The sequence below is a fragment of the Janthinobacterium sp. HH102 genome, assembly GCF_001758625.2.
Lineage (GTDB): Bacteria > Pseudomonadota > Gammaproteobacteria > Burkholderiales > Burkholderiaceae_D > Janthinobacterium.
The window spans coordinates 1,880,755-1,896,737 of record NZ_CP062062.1; the positions used below are offsets into that span (position 1 = coordinate 1,880,755).

Annotated in this window: 16 protein-coding genes; 8 read left to right on the forward strand and 8 right to left on the reverse strand. The window is 66.2% G+C overall.

Annotated features, from left to right (window positions below; all coding sequences use genetic code 11):
• Positions 1-909, reverse strand: coding sequence for an AAA family ATPase (locus JAB4_RS08600; RefSeq protein ID WP_070219410.1), 909 nt, complete (start codon positions 907-909; stop codon positions 1-3).
• A gap of 226 nt (positions 910-1,135) precedes the next feature.
• Here JAB4_RS08600 and JAB4_RS08605 point away from each other — a divergent pair, with 226 nt between their 5' ends.
• Positions 1,136-2,062, forward strand: a complete 927-nt coding sequence (locus tag JAB4_RS08605; protein WP_070219411.1) for a histone deacetylase family protein — start codon at positions 1,136-1,138, stop codon at positions 2,060-2,062.
• 12 nt (positions 2,063-2,074) lie between these two features.
• Here JAB4_RS08605 and JAB4_RS08610 read toward each other — a convergent pair whose 3' ends face one another.
• Both JAB4_RS08610 and JAB4_RS08615 read right to left on the reverse strand, forming a co-directional pair.
• On the reverse strand, positions 2,075-2,401 hold the full coding sequence (locus tag JAB4_RS08610) for a hypothetical protein (RefSeq protein ID WP_070219412.1): 327 nt from the start codon (positions 2,399-2,401) through the stop codon (positions 2,075-2,077).
• Between the two features lie 158 nt (positions 2,402-2,559).
• Positions 2,560-3,300, reverse strand: a complete 741-nt coding sequence (locus JAB4_RS08615; protein ID WP_070219413.1) for a hypothetical protein — start codon at positions 3,298-3,300, stop codon at positions 2,560-2,562.
• Between the two features lie 258 nt (positions 3,301-3,558).
• Here JAB4_RS08615 and ylqF point away from each other — a divergent pair, with 258 nt between their 5' ends.
• Positions 3,559-4,506 carry a ribosome biogenesis GTPase YlqF gene (gene ylqF, locus JAB4_RS08620; RefSeq protein ID WP_071650173.1) on the forward strand — a complete coding sequence of 316 codons (948 nt, stop codon included), beginning with the start codon at positions 3,559-3,561 and terminating at the stop codon, positions 4,504-4,506.
• 149 nt (positions 4,507-4,655) lie between these two features.
• Here the strand turns inward: ylqF and JAB4_RS08625 are convergent, their stop codons facing one another.
• The gene (locus JAB4_RS08625) at positions 4,656-5,531 is read right to left on the reverse strand and encodes a class III extradiol ring-cleavage dioxygenase (protein WP_070219414.1); all 876 of its coding nucleotides are present in this window, start codon (positions 5,529-5,531) and stop codon (positions 4,656-4,658) included.
• 112 nt (positions 5,532-5,643) lie between these two features.
• Here JAB4_RS08625 and JAB4_RS08630 point away from each other — a divergent pair, with 112 nt between their 5' ends.
• Positions 5,644-6,534 (forward strand): LysR family transcriptional regulator, encoded by an 891-nt coding sequence (locus tag JAB4_RS08630; RefSeq protein WP_070219415.1) that lies wholly within the window; start codon positions 5,644-5,646, stop codon positions 6,532-6,534.
• Here the strand turns inward: JAB4_RS08630 and JAB4_RS08635 are convergent, their stop codons facing one another.
• On the reverse strand, positions 6,535-7,419 hold the full coding sequence (locus JAB4_RS08635; protein ID WP_070219416.1) for a hypothetical protein: 885 nt from the start codon (positions 7,417-7,419) through the stop codon (positions 6,535-6,537).
• Positions 7,416-9,668 carry a M1 family metallopeptidase gene (locus tag JAB4_RS08640; RefSeq protein WP_071650174.1) on the reverse strand — a complete coding sequence of 751 codons (2,253 nt, stop codon included), beginning with the start codon at positions 9,666-9,668 and terminating at the stop codon, positions 7,416-7,418. Before JAB4_RS08640 ends, JAB4_RS08635 begins: the two co-directional genes overlap by 4 nt.
• Before the next feature lie 224 nt (positions 9,669-9,892).
• Here JAB4_RS08640 and JAB4_RS08645 point away from each other — a divergent pair, with 224 nt between their 5' ends.
• From JAB4_RS08645 to JAB4_RS08665, 5 genes are all read left to right on the forward strand, one after another.
• Complete coding sequence (locus JAB4_RS08645) at positions 9,893-11,428, forward strand: TonB-dependent receptor (RefSeq protein ID WP_070219417.1); 1,536 nt, start codon at positions 9,893-9,895, stop codon at positions 11,426-11,428.
• A gap of 146 nt (positions 11,429-11,574) precedes the next feature.
• On the forward strand, positions 11,575-12,246 hold the full coding sequence (locus JAB4_RS08650; protein ID WP_070219418.1) for a thiol:disulfide interchange protein DsbA/DsbL: 672 nt from the start codon (positions 11,575-11,577) through the stop codon (positions 12,244-12,246).
• Between the two features lie 14 nt (positions 12,247-12,260).
• Complete coding sequence (locus JAB4_RS08655; protein WP_070219419.1) at positions 12,261-12,485, forward strand: hypothetical protein; 225 nt, start codon at positions 12,261-12,263, stop codon at positions 12,483-12,485.
• A 247-nt stretch (positions 12,486-12,732) separates the two neighbouring features.
• Positions 12,733-13,479 (forward strand): SDR family oxidoreductase, encoded by a 747-nt coding sequence (locus JAB4_RS08660; protein WP_070224636.1) that lies wholly within the window; start codon positions 12,733-12,735, stop codon positions 13,477-13,479.
• Positions 13,480-13,615: 136 nt separating this feature from the next.
• Positions 13,616-14,146 carry an ester cyclase gene (locus JAB4_RS08665; protein ID WP_070224635.1) on the forward strand — a complete coding sequence of 177 codons (531 nt, stop codon included), beginning with the start codon at positions 13,616-13,618 and terminating at the stop codon, positions 14,144-14,146.
• A gap of 9 nt (positions 14,147-14,155) precedes the next feature.
• Here the strand turns inward: JAB4_RS08665 and JAB4_RS08670 are convergent, their stop codons facing one another.
• Both JAB4_RS08670 and JAB4_RS08675 read right to left on the reverse strand, forming a co-directional pair.
• Positions 14,156-15,067 carry a LysR family transcriptional regulator gene (locus JAB4_RS08670; protein ID WP_227742121.1) on the reverse strand — a complete coding sequence of 304 codons (912 nt, stop codon included), beginning with the start codon at positions 15,065-15,067 and terminating at the stop codon, positions 14,156-14,158.
• Complete coding sequence (locus JAB4_RS08675) at positions 15,064-15,960, reverse strand: efflux RND transporter periplasmic adaptor subunit (RefSeq protein WP_070224634.1); 897 nt, start codon at positions 15,958-15,960, stop codon at positions 15,064-15,066. The genes JAB4_RS08670 and JAB4_RS08675 overlap by 4 nt, the downstream gene beginning before the upstream one ends.
• Positions 15,961-15,983: the final 23 nt, after the last annotated feature.

The window sequence follows — 15,983 nt, forward strand, 5'->3', positions numbered from 1 at the left end:
TCAGACGGGAATGCTCAACAGCATGTGCTGCAGCAGCGCGCGGCTATCCAGCGAGCCTTGCGCCGCATGCAGGCGGTGGGCGCAGACGGGCAGCAGCACGGCTTGCACATCGTCGGGCGTGACGTGGTCGCGTCCGGCCAGCGCGGCCCAGGCGCGCGCCGCCTGCAGCAGGGCCAGCGCGGCGCGCGGGCTCAGGCCATCGGCAAACACGCCCGGCGCGCGCGTGGCATGCACGAGGGCCAGCACGTAGTCGACGACGGCGGCCGAGGCGTGGATGGCGCGCAGGCCCGCTTGCGCCTGCAGCAATTCTTCCGCGTTCATGACGGCAGGCAAGGTGTGCAGCATGGCGCGGCGGTCGGCGCCCAGCAGCAACGCCCTTTCCGCGGCCGCATCGGGGTAGCCCAGGGTGACGCACATGAGAAAACGGTCGAGCTGCGATTCTGGCAGGGGGAAGGTGCCCAGCTGGTGCGCGCAGTTCTGCGTGGCGATGACGAAAAACGGCTGCGGCAGCGCATGCGTGACGCCGTCGAGCGTCACTTGCCGCTCCTCCATCGCTTCGAGCAGGCCCGATTGCGTCTTCGGCGTGGCGCGGTTGATCTCGTCGGCCAGCAGCACTTGCGTGAACAGGGGGCCGGGATGAAAGAGGAAGCTGCCGCTGCCCCGGTCATACACGCTCATGCCGGCCACATCGGCGGGCAGCAGGTCGCTGGTGAATTGCTGGCGCTTCCATTGCAGGCCCAGCGAGATGGCCAGCGCATGGGCCAGGGTTGTCTTGCCCACGCCGGGCACGTCTTCGATCAGCAGGTGGCCGCCGGCCAGCACGCAGGCGAGGGCCTGGCGGATCTGCAAGTGTTTGCCGACGAGAACTTCGCCGATCTGCTGTGCGGCCTGGTGTATTTTCGAAAACATGCTATTTCTATCACAGTAAGTCGGATTATTTAATTTACAATCGCTTTGGCCAGGTCAAACCGCGCCGCCCGCCCGTTGCGCGCACGTGGTAGATTAGAGAGGCAGCAAGGACGGCAAGGGCGGCACAGACCAGCCAGTGATTTTATGCGAGAACGCGCAGGGCGAACAGGAATGCCATGCAGTGTTCCCGGAGAATGGACAGAGACAGAGGTAACCAGTACAGCGCATGAGCACAGCCATTTATACCCATCCCGATTGCCAGCGCCATGAAATGGGCGACTGGCACCCAGAATCACCGGCCCGCTTGCAGGCCATCAACGATCAATTGATCCTCGCGCACATCAGCGACCTGGTCGAGCACCGTGACGGCGTGCGCGCGCAATTGTCCGATATCGAGCGCAACCACAGTGCCACGGCCATCGGCCTGGTGCGCGACAATGTACCGCAGGAGGGCGATTACTATCCGCTCGACGGCGACACCCTGCTCAACGCGCACAGCTACGAGGCGGCACTGGCTGCGGCCGGCTCGGCCGTGGCAGCCACGGATGCCGTCATCGATGGCGAGATCAGCAACGCCTTCTGCGCGATCCGCCCACCCGGCCACCATGCGCGGCCCAGCGAACCGATGGGTTTCTGCCTGTTCAATAATGTCGCCATCGCCGCCAAGCATGCGCTCGACGTGCGTGGCCTCGAGCGCGTCGCCATCGTCGACTTCGACGTGCACCATGGCAATGGCACGGCCGAGTCCGTGGCGCACGACCCGCGCATCCTGATGGTGAGTTTTTTCCAGCACCCGTTCTATCCGTACAGCGATGTCGAATCCTACACCGACACGCGCGTCAACGTGCCCGTGCCGGCCCGCTCGAAGGGCGATGCCGTGCGCCAGCTGGTGCTCGACCACTGGCTGCCGGCGCTGCACCGGCAACAGCCGCAGATGATTTTCATTTCCGCCGGTTTCGATGCCCACCGCGAAGACGACGTGGGCGGCATGGGCCTGGTGGAGGCCGACTACACATGGATGACGCAGCAGATGATGGCCGTGGCCCATCAGTATGGCAAGGGCCGCATCGTCAGCTGTCTCGAAGGGGGCTACAACCTGTCGTCCCTGGGCCGCAGCGTGGCGGCGCACGTGAAGGCGCTGGCGGAACTGTAACGGCGCAACGCACTACAGCAGGGTGGGACGGCGGCTGGAATGCGTGTGGCGGTGGGTCTGATAGTCGAGCGCGTCGCCGGCCATGAAGCGGCGCCATGCTTGCGTGTAGACAAGCGATGATTTATCCGCATCGAAGCTGTCGAGCTGCAACATGTCGCGGTGGTGCTTGATTTCATTGACCAGTTGGTCATACAGCATTTGCAAGCCATAACTGTCGGCGCTCTGACGTTTCAAGCGCTCCTCGAGCTGCGCCACTTGCCCCTGCAGCTGCCGGCATTCCTTCTTCCAGTCATTGCGCGGCACGCGCTTGGGCGCCATGCCAGTGTGTTCCATCATCATATCGAGCTATCCCATCGCCTGTCTCCGTGCGCCTGTGCCAGCCAGTCCGGAAAACATTGCTTTTCATTTAAGAGGCGATATTAGAGCATACTTTTTTGTTTCTTTCAGTAAATATAAAAGTCCTTGTAGAAATATTTGACCCGGTTCCCGCGCGCGTATCACTGGCGCAGCGCCGCCTTCTTGGGTGGTGCCGGGGCGGCTTCCGCCATGTTGCCGTCATCGGCATACGTGAGGGTCAGCAGGGTATTGTCGTCCCAGTTCACGTCATGCAGCGGCGGCACGTAGCGCTGGCGGTCTTCCGTGATGCGGATATCCAGCGTGCGCTCGCCCGAGCGCGCCTGCACGGCAAGCAGCTTGCGGAATACGGGAAACGGCACGTGGATCAGCGACGAGTGGCAAGGCCCGCCCGCCAGACGGAACAGGTTGCGCCGCACAAACGGCAGGTCATCCTGCTCGACGGCCCAGCGGATTTCGCATTCCAGACGCAAGTCGCCCAGGCGGCGCACGTTCTGGGGCAGGCCTGGCGTGTGAATGTCGGCGCGCCAGCGCACGGTGTCGCGCTTCTTGTTGCTGACCAGGTCGGCATTTGCATCGTAGGCGGTCTTGTCGCGCGTCAAGGTGAAACCGCCGTCCGCTGCCAGCGGTACGGGGATGGACAGATTGTCGGCCGACAGGTGCAGGGTCACGCCTTCGAGCCTGGCCTTCGGCGTGGCGGGGATCAGCATGAAGCGCAGCGGCGCGCCTGGCGCCAGGCGCTGGTGGTCGGCGTACGCATCGAGTCCCTTGAGCATGGTGCGGTAGGGGCGCAGGTCGGGATCGCGCGTGCCTTGCACGTCGACAATCTGTTGTATTTCCTGGTTCGCTGCGTCGCCTGGCGCCGCCGCTTGTTCCTGGGCCATGGCGGACAGCAGACAGGCGCTAAGGGGGACGAGGAGGAGAAAACGGGGAAGATGCATGGAAGGCGTGCCAGGTTGTACTTGCAATAGGGAAACCGGCCAGGCTGGACGGACTGCGGATCTTATCATTCGTGTAACTGCCAAATTATCACCAATTGTCTCGTTCGCGTCGCACGGCTGGCGCTGGCGGCGGAAAATGGGACGTCGCGGCGGCAACCACGTAAAATAGCGGATTGACCGAACGATTTTGAAAGCAAGAGCATGGCGATACAATGGTACCCAGGACACATGAACGCGGCCCGCAAGAAAGCGGCCGAAACCATGGAAAACACCGATCTGGTGATTGAAGTGGTGGACGCGCGCCTGCCGGCAGCCAGCTGCAATCCCATGGTGGACGAGCTGCGCCTGTTCCGCCAGCGCCCTTGCCTGAAAATCCTCAACAAGACCGACCTGGCCGACCCTGCCGCCACCGCCGCCTGGGTGGCCTATTTCAATGCCCAGGAAGGCGTGACCGCGTATGCGATGACGACCAAGAAGCCGGGCGACGTGGCGCGCATCCCGGACCTGGCGAAATCGCTGGCGCCGCACCGCGGCGTGCCGACCAAGCCGCTGCGCATCATGATCATGGGCATCCCCAACGTGGGCAAGTCGACGCTGATGAACGCGCTCTTGAAAAAACGCGTGGCCAAGGTGGGCGACGAGCCGGCCGTGACGAAGATGCAGCAAAAGCTGTACCTGGACAAGAACACCATCCTCGTCGACACGCCCGGCATGCTGTGGCCGAAGATCGCCATCCCCAGCGACGGCCTGATGCTGGCGGCCAGCCACGCGATCGGCTCGAACGCGCTGATCGAAGAGGAAGTGGCCGTCTTCCTGGCCGAGGAATTGCTCAAGCGCTACCCCGACTTGCTGGCAACCCGCTACGGCACCAAGATCGGCGAAGTCGACGCCATCGGCGTGGTCGAGGGCATCGCCGCCAAGCGCGGCTTCCGCATCAAGGGCGGCGACTACGATTTCGAGAAAGCGTCGCATACCCTGCTGCTCGACTACCGCAGCGGCATCCTCGGGCGCATCTCGCTGGAAACGCCGGACACGCGCGCGGCCCTGATGGCCCAGCATGCGGCCGAAATGGCGGAAAAAGCGGCGAAGGCGGCGGAAATTGCCGCTGAAAAGGCGAAGAATGCGGCGCGGGGCAAGCGCGGCACGTAATGAAACAAAAGCCGCTAGCTAGCGGCTTTTTTAAATTCTGGGGTCAGACCCCCGGTGACGTAGGCGTCGAACCTGCCGTTGGCGGTGTTGCGGGTCTGACCCCGGCTTCCGAATTCACTCCAAAGCAAATTCTGGGGTCAGACCCCCGGTTACGTTGACGCTGAACCAGCCGTTAGCGGTGTTGAGGGTCTGACCCCGGCTTGCTGCTCATTTCCGCTCGCCGCCCCGAACCTGAAACTGGTCACGGCCAGCGCCCCAAAGAAATCCTCTTCGTGATACACGACGTGCGCCGCTTCATGCTCGGCCGCGCCGAGCGCCACCATCAGCGGCAGCAGATGGTCTTCCTGCGGATGGGCCTGGCGCGCGCCGGGCGCCTGGTCCCATGCCAGCAACTGTTGCAGCCGCTGCGCCGGCGGCAAGGCCATCGTATGTCGCAGCCACGCGTCGAACTGGTGCGAGGCGACGGCGCCCGCCTGGCCGAACTGGCGCAGGTTATGGTAACTCAGGCCGCTGCCGACGATCAGCACGCCTTGCCGGCGCAGGCCGGCCAGCGCGCGGCCCACCTCGACGTGCGTCAGCGGATCGTAGCCGTGTTTCAGCGACAGTTGCACCAGCGGTACGTCCGCCTGCGGGTAGATGGGGAACAGGGCGCTGAAGGTGCCATGGTCGAAACCGCGCTCGTGGTCCAGGCGCGCCGGGTGGCCAGCCGCATCGAGCAACTGTTTTACCTGCGCCGCCAGCTCCGGCGCGCCCGGCGCCGGGTACTGGATTTGATAGGTGTGCGGCGGAAAGCCCGAATAATCGTAGATCATGCCCGGCTTGGGGCTGGCCGAGACGAGAAATTGCGGCCCTTCCCAGTGCGCCGTCACGACCAGCACGGCTTTCGGGCGCGCGCCGATCTGGCGCGGGATATCCTGCAACGAGGCTTCCAGCACGTCGTAGCGGCCGCCGAACTGGTCTTTCATGAACGGCCACGGGCCACCGCCGTGCGACAGGAAATAGGTGGGGAAGGTGTGCTCTTGCATGGCGGCTCCGGAGTGGAATGACTGATGCTATCGATGATAGTCATGCGCGCTCAGTTGATCAAGATCGCAATTATTGATATATCATTTCGATTTTGTTGATGATGGGGCAGTCATGGATACCTTGCGCAGCATGCGCGTGTTTCGCGCCGTGGTGGAACTGGACAGTTTCGTGCGGGCCAGCGAGCGCCTCGATCTGTCGCCGGCCATGGTCAGCAAGCACGTGATGCACCTGGAACGCCACCTGGGCGCGCGCCTGCTGAACCGCAGCAGCCGCCACCTGAGCCTGACGGAAATCGGCAAGGTGTATTTTGAACAGTGCCGCGACATGCTCGACAACCTCGACGAAGTGGAAGCGACGGTCGGCCGCACGACGGTGGTGCCGCGCGGCATGCTGCGCCTGAGTGCCCCCGTCTGGTTCGCCAATGCCATCTTTACGCGCACCCTGGTGGCTTACCGCGAGCGCTTCCCGGAAGTGACGTTCGACATCGATTTGAGCGGAAGAGTGGTCAACCTGGTGGAAGAGGGTTTCGACCTGGCCCTGCGCGTGAGCCAGGCGCCGTCGCCGGCCCTGATCGCGCGGCCCATCGGCAGCATCGCCTTTCACCTGGTGGCCGCTCCCGCCTACCTGGCGCGCGCGGGCCGGCCGCAGCTGCCGCAAGACCTGGCCCAGCACGCCATGATCAGCTATTCCTTGTTGGCGAACGGCAATGAGCTGGCCTTCGACGGGCCGCAGGGACGCGAGACGGTGAAGTTTACGCCCGTGCTGCAATGCAATAACGAAAGCCTGCTGCACGCGGCCGCGCTCGACGGCATGGGCATCGCCCTGCTGCCGTCGTGGCAAACGGATGACGACCTGGCGGCGGGGCGGCTGGTGCGCCTCTTCGACGGCTACCAGCTGGCGGGCGGCAAGGTGTACGCCGTCTATACAAGCCGCCGCTACCTGTCCTCGAAGGTGCGCACCTTCATCGACTTCCTCGCCGATGAAGGGCGCCTGGGGGCCTGACTAGGCGATTGAACGCCTGACGTCGATCAGCGCGAACAGGCGCGCGCTGCGCATCCACGCCAGCGCCAGCGCCGCCAGCTGCGTGACCAGCAAGCCGGCCGCGATGGCCAGCGGACCGGGGCCGGCCAGGTTCAGCCGTGCCACGCCCAGCAGCGCATACAGCGCCAGTCCCAGCACGGTGATGACGAGGTAGATGGCCAGGCAGGCCAGCGGACGCCGGCGCAGCATGGCCAGACCCCGCCACCAGGCCTTGACGGCCGACGTGCGGCGCCGGTCGACGGCCAGCGCCGCGCGGCCCGCGTCGAGCGTGGCGCAGGCCAGCAGGAACAGCACGCCCGTGAGCAGCAAGGCCAGGTGACGGGCCAGGTCGGCGTCGGCTTCCAGGATGGCTGTCGCCGCATGCTTGTCGGCCAGTTTCAGCGCGCCGGCGCCGATCGCCAGCGCCACGCCCAGCGGCACGATGCTCCACAACAGCATGCGCAGCATGCGGCCGTATTCGCTGAAGGCGCCGGTCAGCAGGGCACCGAAGCCGGGTGGCGCGGGGGCGCGCGCGGCCGTCACCACCAGGCCGCTCAGCAGCGGCGACAGCAGCAGGGTCAGGACGATGGCGGCGATGGCGGCCTGGCTGATGGCGGCCCCGTTGCGGCTGGCATTGGCGGCCAGGTCGGCCACCGTCATCAGGTCGAGCCGCTGTGCCAGCGCTGCCGCATGCACGGCCTGGTCGAGGCTGGCGCTCAAGGTGCGCCAGACGGGAATGACGGCAACGATGGTCGGGATCAGCAGCAGGCCGGCCCACAGCAGCAGCAAGCGCCATTGCAGGGCGGCGCGGCTGGCGCGCGTGGTCAGGGTCAGGCCGCTGGCCCGTGGCGTGGAAGTGGCGCTCATACGATGGCGATCAGGGAAAGCAGGTATTGGAAGGCGGCGGCGATATCGAGGCTCCAGCGCCGCGCGGCGGACGTATCGGCTTTCAGGGTGCGGCTGTCATCGAGCTTGTTGACGTCGAGGTAGTGCACGCGGTCGGGATCGAGTTCGGCAGAGACGGCCTTCACAGGCTTGCTCCAGGTGTAGCGCTGCCACAGCTGCCCGTTGTCCCACACCACGCGTTCGGAACTGCCGTCGGCGAATTTCACCAGCAGCACCTGCGGCACGGGCGCGCCGCGGCGGCGCAGCACCACGCTGGTCAGATAGGGATACGGTCCCGTGCCGGGCTTGGCGTCCGGGTGCGCCTTGTCCCATGCCGCGCGCACCTTGTCCTCTTCTTTTTCCAGCGCCTCGGGCGTGCGTTCCACGCGCTTGCCGTTCACCAGCGCCAGGCCGGCCAGCGGCGTCTGCTCTTCGCTGGTGAAGCTGCCGATGCGGTCGTCGATATTTGCGCTGGCATGGACTTGCTGCGCGAAGACCTGTTCCACGATGCGCCGCTGGCCCGTCGCTTCGGCCAGCGCTTCGCGCAGGTCGGCCACGCTGGGGTGGCGGAATTTCCATTGTTCGTAATAGGCCTTGAAGCCCCGCTCCATGGCCTCGCTGCCGATGCGCGCTTCCAGGTCGCGCAGGGTGACGGCCGTGCGGCTGTAGACGGGCCCTACGCCCTGCAGGCGGTCCCACGCATTCTGGCCCAGCGGGTCGGCCGCATCCTGGCGCGGCGCGGCCATGCGTTCGGCCTCGAAGACCTTGAAGGCGGGAGCGAAGCCCAGGCGCTTGAGCAGGGGCGTGGTGGCGTGGATGTCCTGGCCGCGCGCGCGCAGCATGCGCTGGTCCCAGTACTCGTTCAAGCCTTCGTCGAGGATCGGTTCCTCGAATTCGTTCGAGGCCAGGATGCCGTAAAAATATCCATGGCCGAATTCGTGGATGGTGACGAAGTCGAGGCCGAATCCGGCGAGGGTCTTCGGCTGCAGGCTGGCGAAGCTCGAGGCCGTGATGAAGGTCGGGTATTCCATGCCGCCCGCTTCGGCCGCATTGAACGGCGGGATCACCACCGTCAGGGTCTTGTACGGATACGTGCCCAGGGTACGCGAGAAATATGTCAGCGAGTCTTTCGCCGCCTGCAGCGCGGGGGCCGCGTTCGACGCATACTCGGGCGGGTACAGCACCTTGATGGCCACGGGCGGGCTGCCAGGGGCGCTCCAGCTGCCCGTCAATGGCGCTGCGCTGCGCTTGTCGGCCGTCCAGGCGAAATCGTGCACGTCGCCCTGCACATAGTGGTGCGTGAGCATGCCGTTTTTCTCCTGCGGCGCGCCCTGCAATTCACCGGTGGCGCCCACCGTGTACTCCCTGGGCACGGTCAGCTTCACGTCGTAGCGGCCGAAGTCGGCGTAGAACTCCGAATTGAGGTGAAATTCATGCGCGTTCCAGCGCGGCGCGGTGGCGCCCCGTTCGCCGGGCAGTTCCAGCACGGCGATCTTCGGGAACCACTGGCCCACCAGGTGGAAGCTGCCGAAATAGCCGGTGCGCGCGATGACGCGCGGCAGCTGGTCGAAGAAGCGCATGTCGAGCGTCGTCTCGGCGCCCGGCGCGACGGCCTGCGGCAAGTCGACGCGCACCACGGTGCGGTCGGTGGCCGGGCCGTTGTCGGGCTGGACGAAATGCCAGGGCGCCGTGGCGCCGTTCTGCGTCATGCTGCGCAGTTCCATGTAGCCCCACTCGCCGTCGCGCGTGCCGACGCCCGAGCGAAAGCCCGTATCGAACTTGCGCTTCTCGGTAAAGAAGGTCGAATGCTCGCCCTCGAAGGCGTTCAGGTACAGGTGCAGGTACACGCTGCTGACGGCTTGCGCGCTGCGGTTGCGCCAGCGCAGTTTCTGCCGGCCGTCTATCGTGTGCTTGACGGGATCGAGCGTCGCTTCGATCTGGTAGTCGACCACGCGGTCCGACAGGGTCGCTTGCGCGCCCGTGTGCGCGCCGCCCCAGGCGTTGCTGGCGCTGGGCGTGGTGACGGCGGCCGCATGCGGCGAGGCGAGGGCGATGCCGTCGGCCGACGGCGCCGGCGGCATGGGTGCGCTGGCCGGCTTGCCCTGGTCCGGCTGGGCGAACAGCTCGGCCTGCAGGGCCAGGCCGGCCAGCAGCAGGGCGGCGATGGCAAGGGCTTTGAGCTTGCCTGCGAGGGGGACAATGCGGCGGCGCGGCGTGCTACGACTTTCCATGCGTGACTCCCACAGTGACTTGTTGATTTTCAAATGCAGTCGGCTGCGCCCAGGATCGCCGGGCGCTCGTTAATATACCTGTAAAAATTACAAATAAGCAATGGATTATGCTGGCGAGCCCAGCTCGCTGTTGCGGCGCCGCGCGCCGTGCGTATAATGATTCGCTTTTGCCATCCTCCTACTACCGTGCGTTCGCGCCCAGGTAGCGCACCCAGCTTTCCGCCATGATGCCTGCCCCTTCCGCCCTGACCATCGCCGCGCGCATCTTGCTGTTGTGCACCCTGGCCATGCCGGCGCGCGCACAGGACGGCGCGGATGGTGGCGCGGACGGCGTCACGCACGGCGACTTGTCCGCCGAACTGGCGCAGGGCGGCCAGCACAGCATGCGCGGCGCCCTGTCGCGCGACCAGGGCGGCATGTCGCTCGACGTGGCCATCGACGGGCTGCGTAACGGCAATTACCGCGATGGCAGCGTGTTTCACCAGCGCGGCTTCAACGGCGGCGCGGAATGGAAGCTGCGCCAGGGCCGCTTCGGCTTCAGCGCCGACCAGCTGAAGCAGGACACCCGCTATCCCGCGCCCGAAGCACCGTTCCTGGCCTTGCTGGCGGCCCGCCCGGAAGACCTGTACCGCTATGAGGTGCGGCGCGCCAGCGCCTTCGTGCAGCGCTATGTGGGCAGTTTCGAGCTGGGCGTGGAACTGTCGCAGCGGGAAAAGCGCGCCACGGCCCACTATGCGGGCGAGGACGGCAGCATCGAATCGACGTACAGCAGCCGCCGCCGCCAGCTGGCGCCGCGCCTGCGCCATTACGGCAAGGTGGCTGGCGTGGGCACGGACACGGAAGTGGGCCTGGACCTGATGCAGTGGCAGCGGCGCTCGGGCCGCGCGGGCGATGCGCAGCGGCGCCAGTACTCGCGCGCGCTGTTGCTGCGCGAAGAGCTGGCCTTCGGCGGCCTGTATGCGCCGCGCCTGCTGCTGGGACTGCGGCATGAACAGTTCCAGCTCGACCCGGCCGACATGCCCGCCGGCGGCAGCGACTGGGAAAACCAGAATGCGTGGGACTTGCAGGGCAGCCTGCAGCTGCGCCCGCAGCTGAGCGTGTACGCCAGGGCCGCGCGCAGCTACCGCATTGATGACGATGGCTATACCCGCGCCGGCTACCGTCCCCTGGCGGGGCAGCTGCGGCGCGAAATGGAAGTGGGCGCCACCTACGGCGACGCGGCGCGCAGCGCTTCCGTGCGCGTGTTCAGCGAGCGCCTGAGCAACCAGATCGTCTTCGACCAGAACCTGGGCCAGCTGGGCTTTGCGGGCAACCTCGATCCCTCGCGCCGCGCAGGCATCGCCATCGAGGCCGGCATGGCGCTGGCGCGCGACTGGCGCCTCGACGCTCAGCTGCGCCAGGTGCATGCGCGCTATGACGATTACGCCTATGACGGCCCGGACATCGCCCTCGTGCCGAAAACCCTGGCCAGCCTGCGCCTGTACTGGACGGGGCAGGGCGGCGCCAGTGCCGACGTGGGCGTGCAATGGCTGCGCGCCCTGCGTTACGGCCCCGATTTCGCCGGCAGCTGCCTGGCGCAAGTGCCTGCGTTTGCCACCGTGGACGGGCGTTACGTGCGCAAGCTGGGCGCGTGGGAGCTGGAGCTGGCCGGCAGCAACCTGGCCAACCGCCGCCATTACGGCGATGCGCCGGGCTGCCGCTCCAGCATTTACCTCTACGATGCGCGCCAGTTGCGCGTGGCCGCGCGCTACCATTTCTGAGGCACGGGCACGGCGGCGCTTAAGAGCGGCTTAATCGGGCGCAAACGGAGCGCGCAAAAGCGCCTTTTTTCCGCCCGGGCTTCATCGCCCGGCGCAAAAAGTGGTAATCTCGCCCCGTTCACGACCACTTATGATGAAGGATTATTATGCGTTTTCTGCGTTTCTTGCGTCCCCTGCTTGCCGCCGTCACCCTGGTGGCGGCCACCGGCGGCGCCATGGCGGCCGATACCGGCTTTACCACGCTCCCGACGCCAGTGCGCACGGACACGGGCAAGAAGGTGGAAGTGGTCGAGTACTTCATGTACTCGTGCCCGCATTGCTACGCGCTCGATCCGCTGATGCACGACTGGGTCAAGAAGCAGGGCGACAAGATCGCCTTCCGCCGCATCCACCTGGCCTTCTCGGGTCCGAAAGATCCGCAGGCGCACGCTTATGCCACCCTGGAAGCGATGGGCCAGCTGGACCAGTTCCACGACAAGATCTTCCGCGCCATCCACGTCGAGCGCAACCGCCTGAACCGCGATGACGCCATCCTCGACCTGCTGGTCAAGAACGGCATCGACAAGGCGAAATACCTGGACATGTTCAATTCGTTCGGCGTGCAGACCAAGCTGAAACGCAACGAGCAACTGATCGCGGCCAGCAAGATCGACAGCGCGCCGACCATCGTCATCGACGGCCGCTTCGTGACGTCGCCGGCGCAGTTGTCGCGTCCTGGCCAGTCCGAGCCGCAAACCCAGGCCGCGACCCTGCGCGTGATGGATGAACTGGTGGCGCGCGTCCTGAAAGAGCGCGCTCCCGCGCCAGCGAAGAAGTAACACCGGAGAACACCATGAAACAGCTGCCCTGGACCCTGTGCGTACTGGCCGTCGCCCTCGTGGCGTGGTTGTCGATTGCCATCGTCAACGTGGAAAACCAGCGCAATGCGCTGGCCAGCAAGGCTTGCGTGGACCCCGCGTTCAAGAGCGAGGTCGATGCGAAATGCCTGTCCAGCGTGCAGACGCGCGAACACTGGTGGCAGCACCTGACTTATGCCATGACGCACTTCAGGTCATAGAACGCCGGATAAAATCTACTGCGCGTCGCGCTTTGCGGCCGGCGATGCTCACCGGCTCGGCGCCCCCGTACAAAGTACGGTTGCGCTTCTTGGCCACAAGGGGGCGCCGAGCCTCACTGCCGCTCGCTACGATTTTCTCCGGCGTCGTGACGATGAGGGATGGATCGGCAAACTGCCCGCTTTGTGCGGGCTTTTTTACGTCTGCAGCTTGCGGGTATCATGAGACCACAACCATCGAGGAGGGACAATGAAGGAAGTGATCGTGATTACGGGCAGCAGCCGCGGCATCGGTGCGGCGACGGCGCTGCTGGCGGCGCGCCAGGGCTATGCCGTCTGCATCAACTATGTGCGCGATGCGCAGGCGGCCGGGGAACTGTGCGCGCGAATCGCGGCCGAGGGCGGCGAGGCCATCGCCGTGCAGGCCGACGTCAGCGACGAGGCGGACGTGGCGCGCCTGTTCGATGAAGTCGATGCGCGCCTGGGCACGCTCACGGCGCTGGTCAACAATGTGGGCGTGCTGGAGCAGAAATGCCGGCTGGTCGACATGTCCGCGCAGCGCCTCGAACGCGTGCTGCGCACCAACGTGATCAGTTACTTTTTGTGCTGCCAGCAGGCCGTGCGGCGCATGTCGACGGCGAGCGGCGGGCAGGGCGGACGCATCGTGAATATCTCGTCGGTGGCGGCGCGCATCGGCTCCCCGGACGAATACATCGACTACGCGGCCTCGAAAGGCGCCGTCGATACCCTGACCCTGGGGCTGGCGAAGGAAGTGGCGGCCGAAGGCATCCGCGTCAACGGCGTGCGGCCCGGCATCATCTACACGGACATCCACGCCTCGGGCGGCGAACCGGGACGGGTGGCGCGCCTGGCATCGGGCGTGCCCATGCAGCGCGGTGGCCAGCCGGAAGAAATCGCCGATGCCATCCTGTACCTGCTGGGGCCGGGCGCCAGCTATGTGACGGGCAGCATCCTCGACGTGGCGGGCGGGCGCTGATTTTCAACGCATTTTCAACTTATTTTCAACCCTTGCAAGCAATTGCTTCAAGCGCGGGGCCAATTATCAAGCAGGGCAAGCGAGTCCAGAATGACGGTGTGCCATGCGCACGCCGATCAACTCATTTGGAACCACCATGTCCGCTTTTGCTCCCGCCATCCTGGCCCTGTCCCTGCTGGCCGCCGCGCCGGCCCATTCCGCCATCAATCTGCCCCTGCCCGCCCACTTGTCCGGCGCGAAAGCCGACGCCGCGGTGGCGCTGGCCGCGCGCCGCTATGCCGCGTTCTGGGAAAGCGGCGACCCGGCCCTGGCGCGCCTGGCGCTGGCCGACGATTTTACGGACCGTACCTTGCCTGCCGGCCGCCCGCAGGGATTGGCCGGCCCGCTGCAGGCGTCGCAGGCGTTCCACGCGGCCGTGCCGGACTTGAAGGTGGCCATCGAGGAGATGCTGGTGGCGGGCGACCGGGTGACTTTGCGCCTGCATTTCACGGGCCGCTTCACGGGTGTCTTCCCCACGCCGCAGGGACCCTTGCAGGGGCAGGGACAAGCCGTCGATTTCCATGCGTTTGATCTGTACCGTGTCAATGCGCAAGGGCGCATCAGCGACAACTGGCACCTGGAAGACAACCTGACCCTGCTGCGCCAGCTGGGCGTGCTGCCGCAGTAAGGGCGGCCGTCAGGCTTGCAGCGCGGCGAACTGCTGCACGAGGAAGTCGGCCAGCAGCGCGACGCGCGGCGGCTGGAAGCGGCTGCGCCGGTACAGCAGGTTCAGGGGGACGCTGTCGGCAAAATAATCGTCGAGCACCGTCTGCAAGCGCCCCGCGCGCAGGTCGTCGCCGATGTCGAGCAGCGATTTGTAGGCGTAGCCATGGCCGGCCACGGCCCAGCGGCGGATGATTTCGCCGTCGTTGCTGTGCCAGTCCCCCGGCAGGCGCAGGCTGTGGCGCTTGCCGTTTTCGCGGTAGCGCCATTCCTGCGGCGCGCCGTCGCCTGCCGTGAGCACGAGCGTCGGCAGCTGTGCCAGGTCGCGCGGCGCGGCCGGCACGCCCACCTTGGCGGCCAGCGCGGGCGCCACACACACGACGCGCCGGCCCCGGTGCAGCAGGCGCGCCACCATGTCGCTGTCGGGCAGCTCGCCGTAGCGGATGGCCAGGTCGATATCGTCCTGCACCAGATTGGCCGTCATGTCCGTCAGGGTCAGCGCATGGCGCAGCTGCGGGTGCAGCGCGGCAAAGCGGTCGAGCATGGGCAGCAGCAGCTGGCGGCCGATGTCGGACGGCGCCGAGATCCGCACCACGCCGCGCACGGCGCCGCCGCCCGCGTGCAAGCCGTCTTCGGCCTGCGCCAGCAAGTCCAGCGCCTGTTCGCTGTACTGGCGGTAGTGCAAACCTTCTTCCGTCAGGCGCAGCTGGCGTGTGGTGCGCTCGAACAGGGTGGCGCCCAGCGCCGTTTCCAGGCGCGCGATGGCGGCGCTGGCGGCGGCCGGCGACAGGCCGTGCTTGCGGCCGGCGGCGGAAAAGCTGCCCAGCACCGCAGCGTCGAGGAACAGGGCGATTTCCGCCAGGCGCCCGGCGCCGCCGCGCATCATGCCGGGTGCGCCGCCGCCGGTTTCGGCGCCGGTGCCGAATGGGGCGTGATCACCACGGTGCAGGTGGTGCCGGCTACCAGGACCTGATTCCTGTCTTGTTCATCTATGTGGATGCGCACAGGCACGCGCTGCGCCAGGCGCACCCAGTTGAAGGTGGGATTGACGTCGGCCAGCAGTTCGCGGCCCGTGGCGGCGTCGCGGTCGGTAATGCCGCGCGCGATGCTCTCGATGTGGCCGTGCAGGGTGCCGCCGCTCATCAGATTCATTTCCGCCTTGTCGTCCTGCGCCAGCATGCCCAGTTTGGTCTCTTCGAAGTAGCCGACGACGTAGTACGAGGCGCTGTCGATGACGGCCAGCTTGGCCGCGCCGACGGCGGCGAAATCGCCCTTGTGCACGTTCAGGTTCGTCACGTAGCCGCTGACGGGGGCGCGCACGGTGGTGCGTTCCAGGTTCAGTTGGGCCAGTGCGCGCGCGGCCACGGCGGCCTGCACTTGCGACGAGGCCGAGCTGGCGGCGTAGGCGGCGCTTTCGCGGCTTTCCGTCGAGATGATGCTGGCGTCGAGGCCTGCGCGGCGCTGCGCTTCCTTGCCGCGGCGGCCCATTTCCGTTTTTTGCGCGGCCAGCACGGCGTCGGCCTGGGCCAGCGCGCTGGTGTAGCGTTCCTTGTCGACGACGAACAGCACGTCGCCTTTTTGCACCACCTGGTTGTCGCGCACCAGCACGTCCGTGACGGTGCCGGCCACGTCGGCGCTGATGTTGACGATGTCGGCCTTGATGCGCCCGTCGCGCGTCCATGGCGATTCCATGTAGCGGTCCCAGACGGTCTTGCCTATCCACAGGGCTGCGGCCAATAGCAGCAGGGTGATTGCATAGCGGGTCAGTTTGCTTACCATGTCGGCAGCCTTTCCTTGATCAG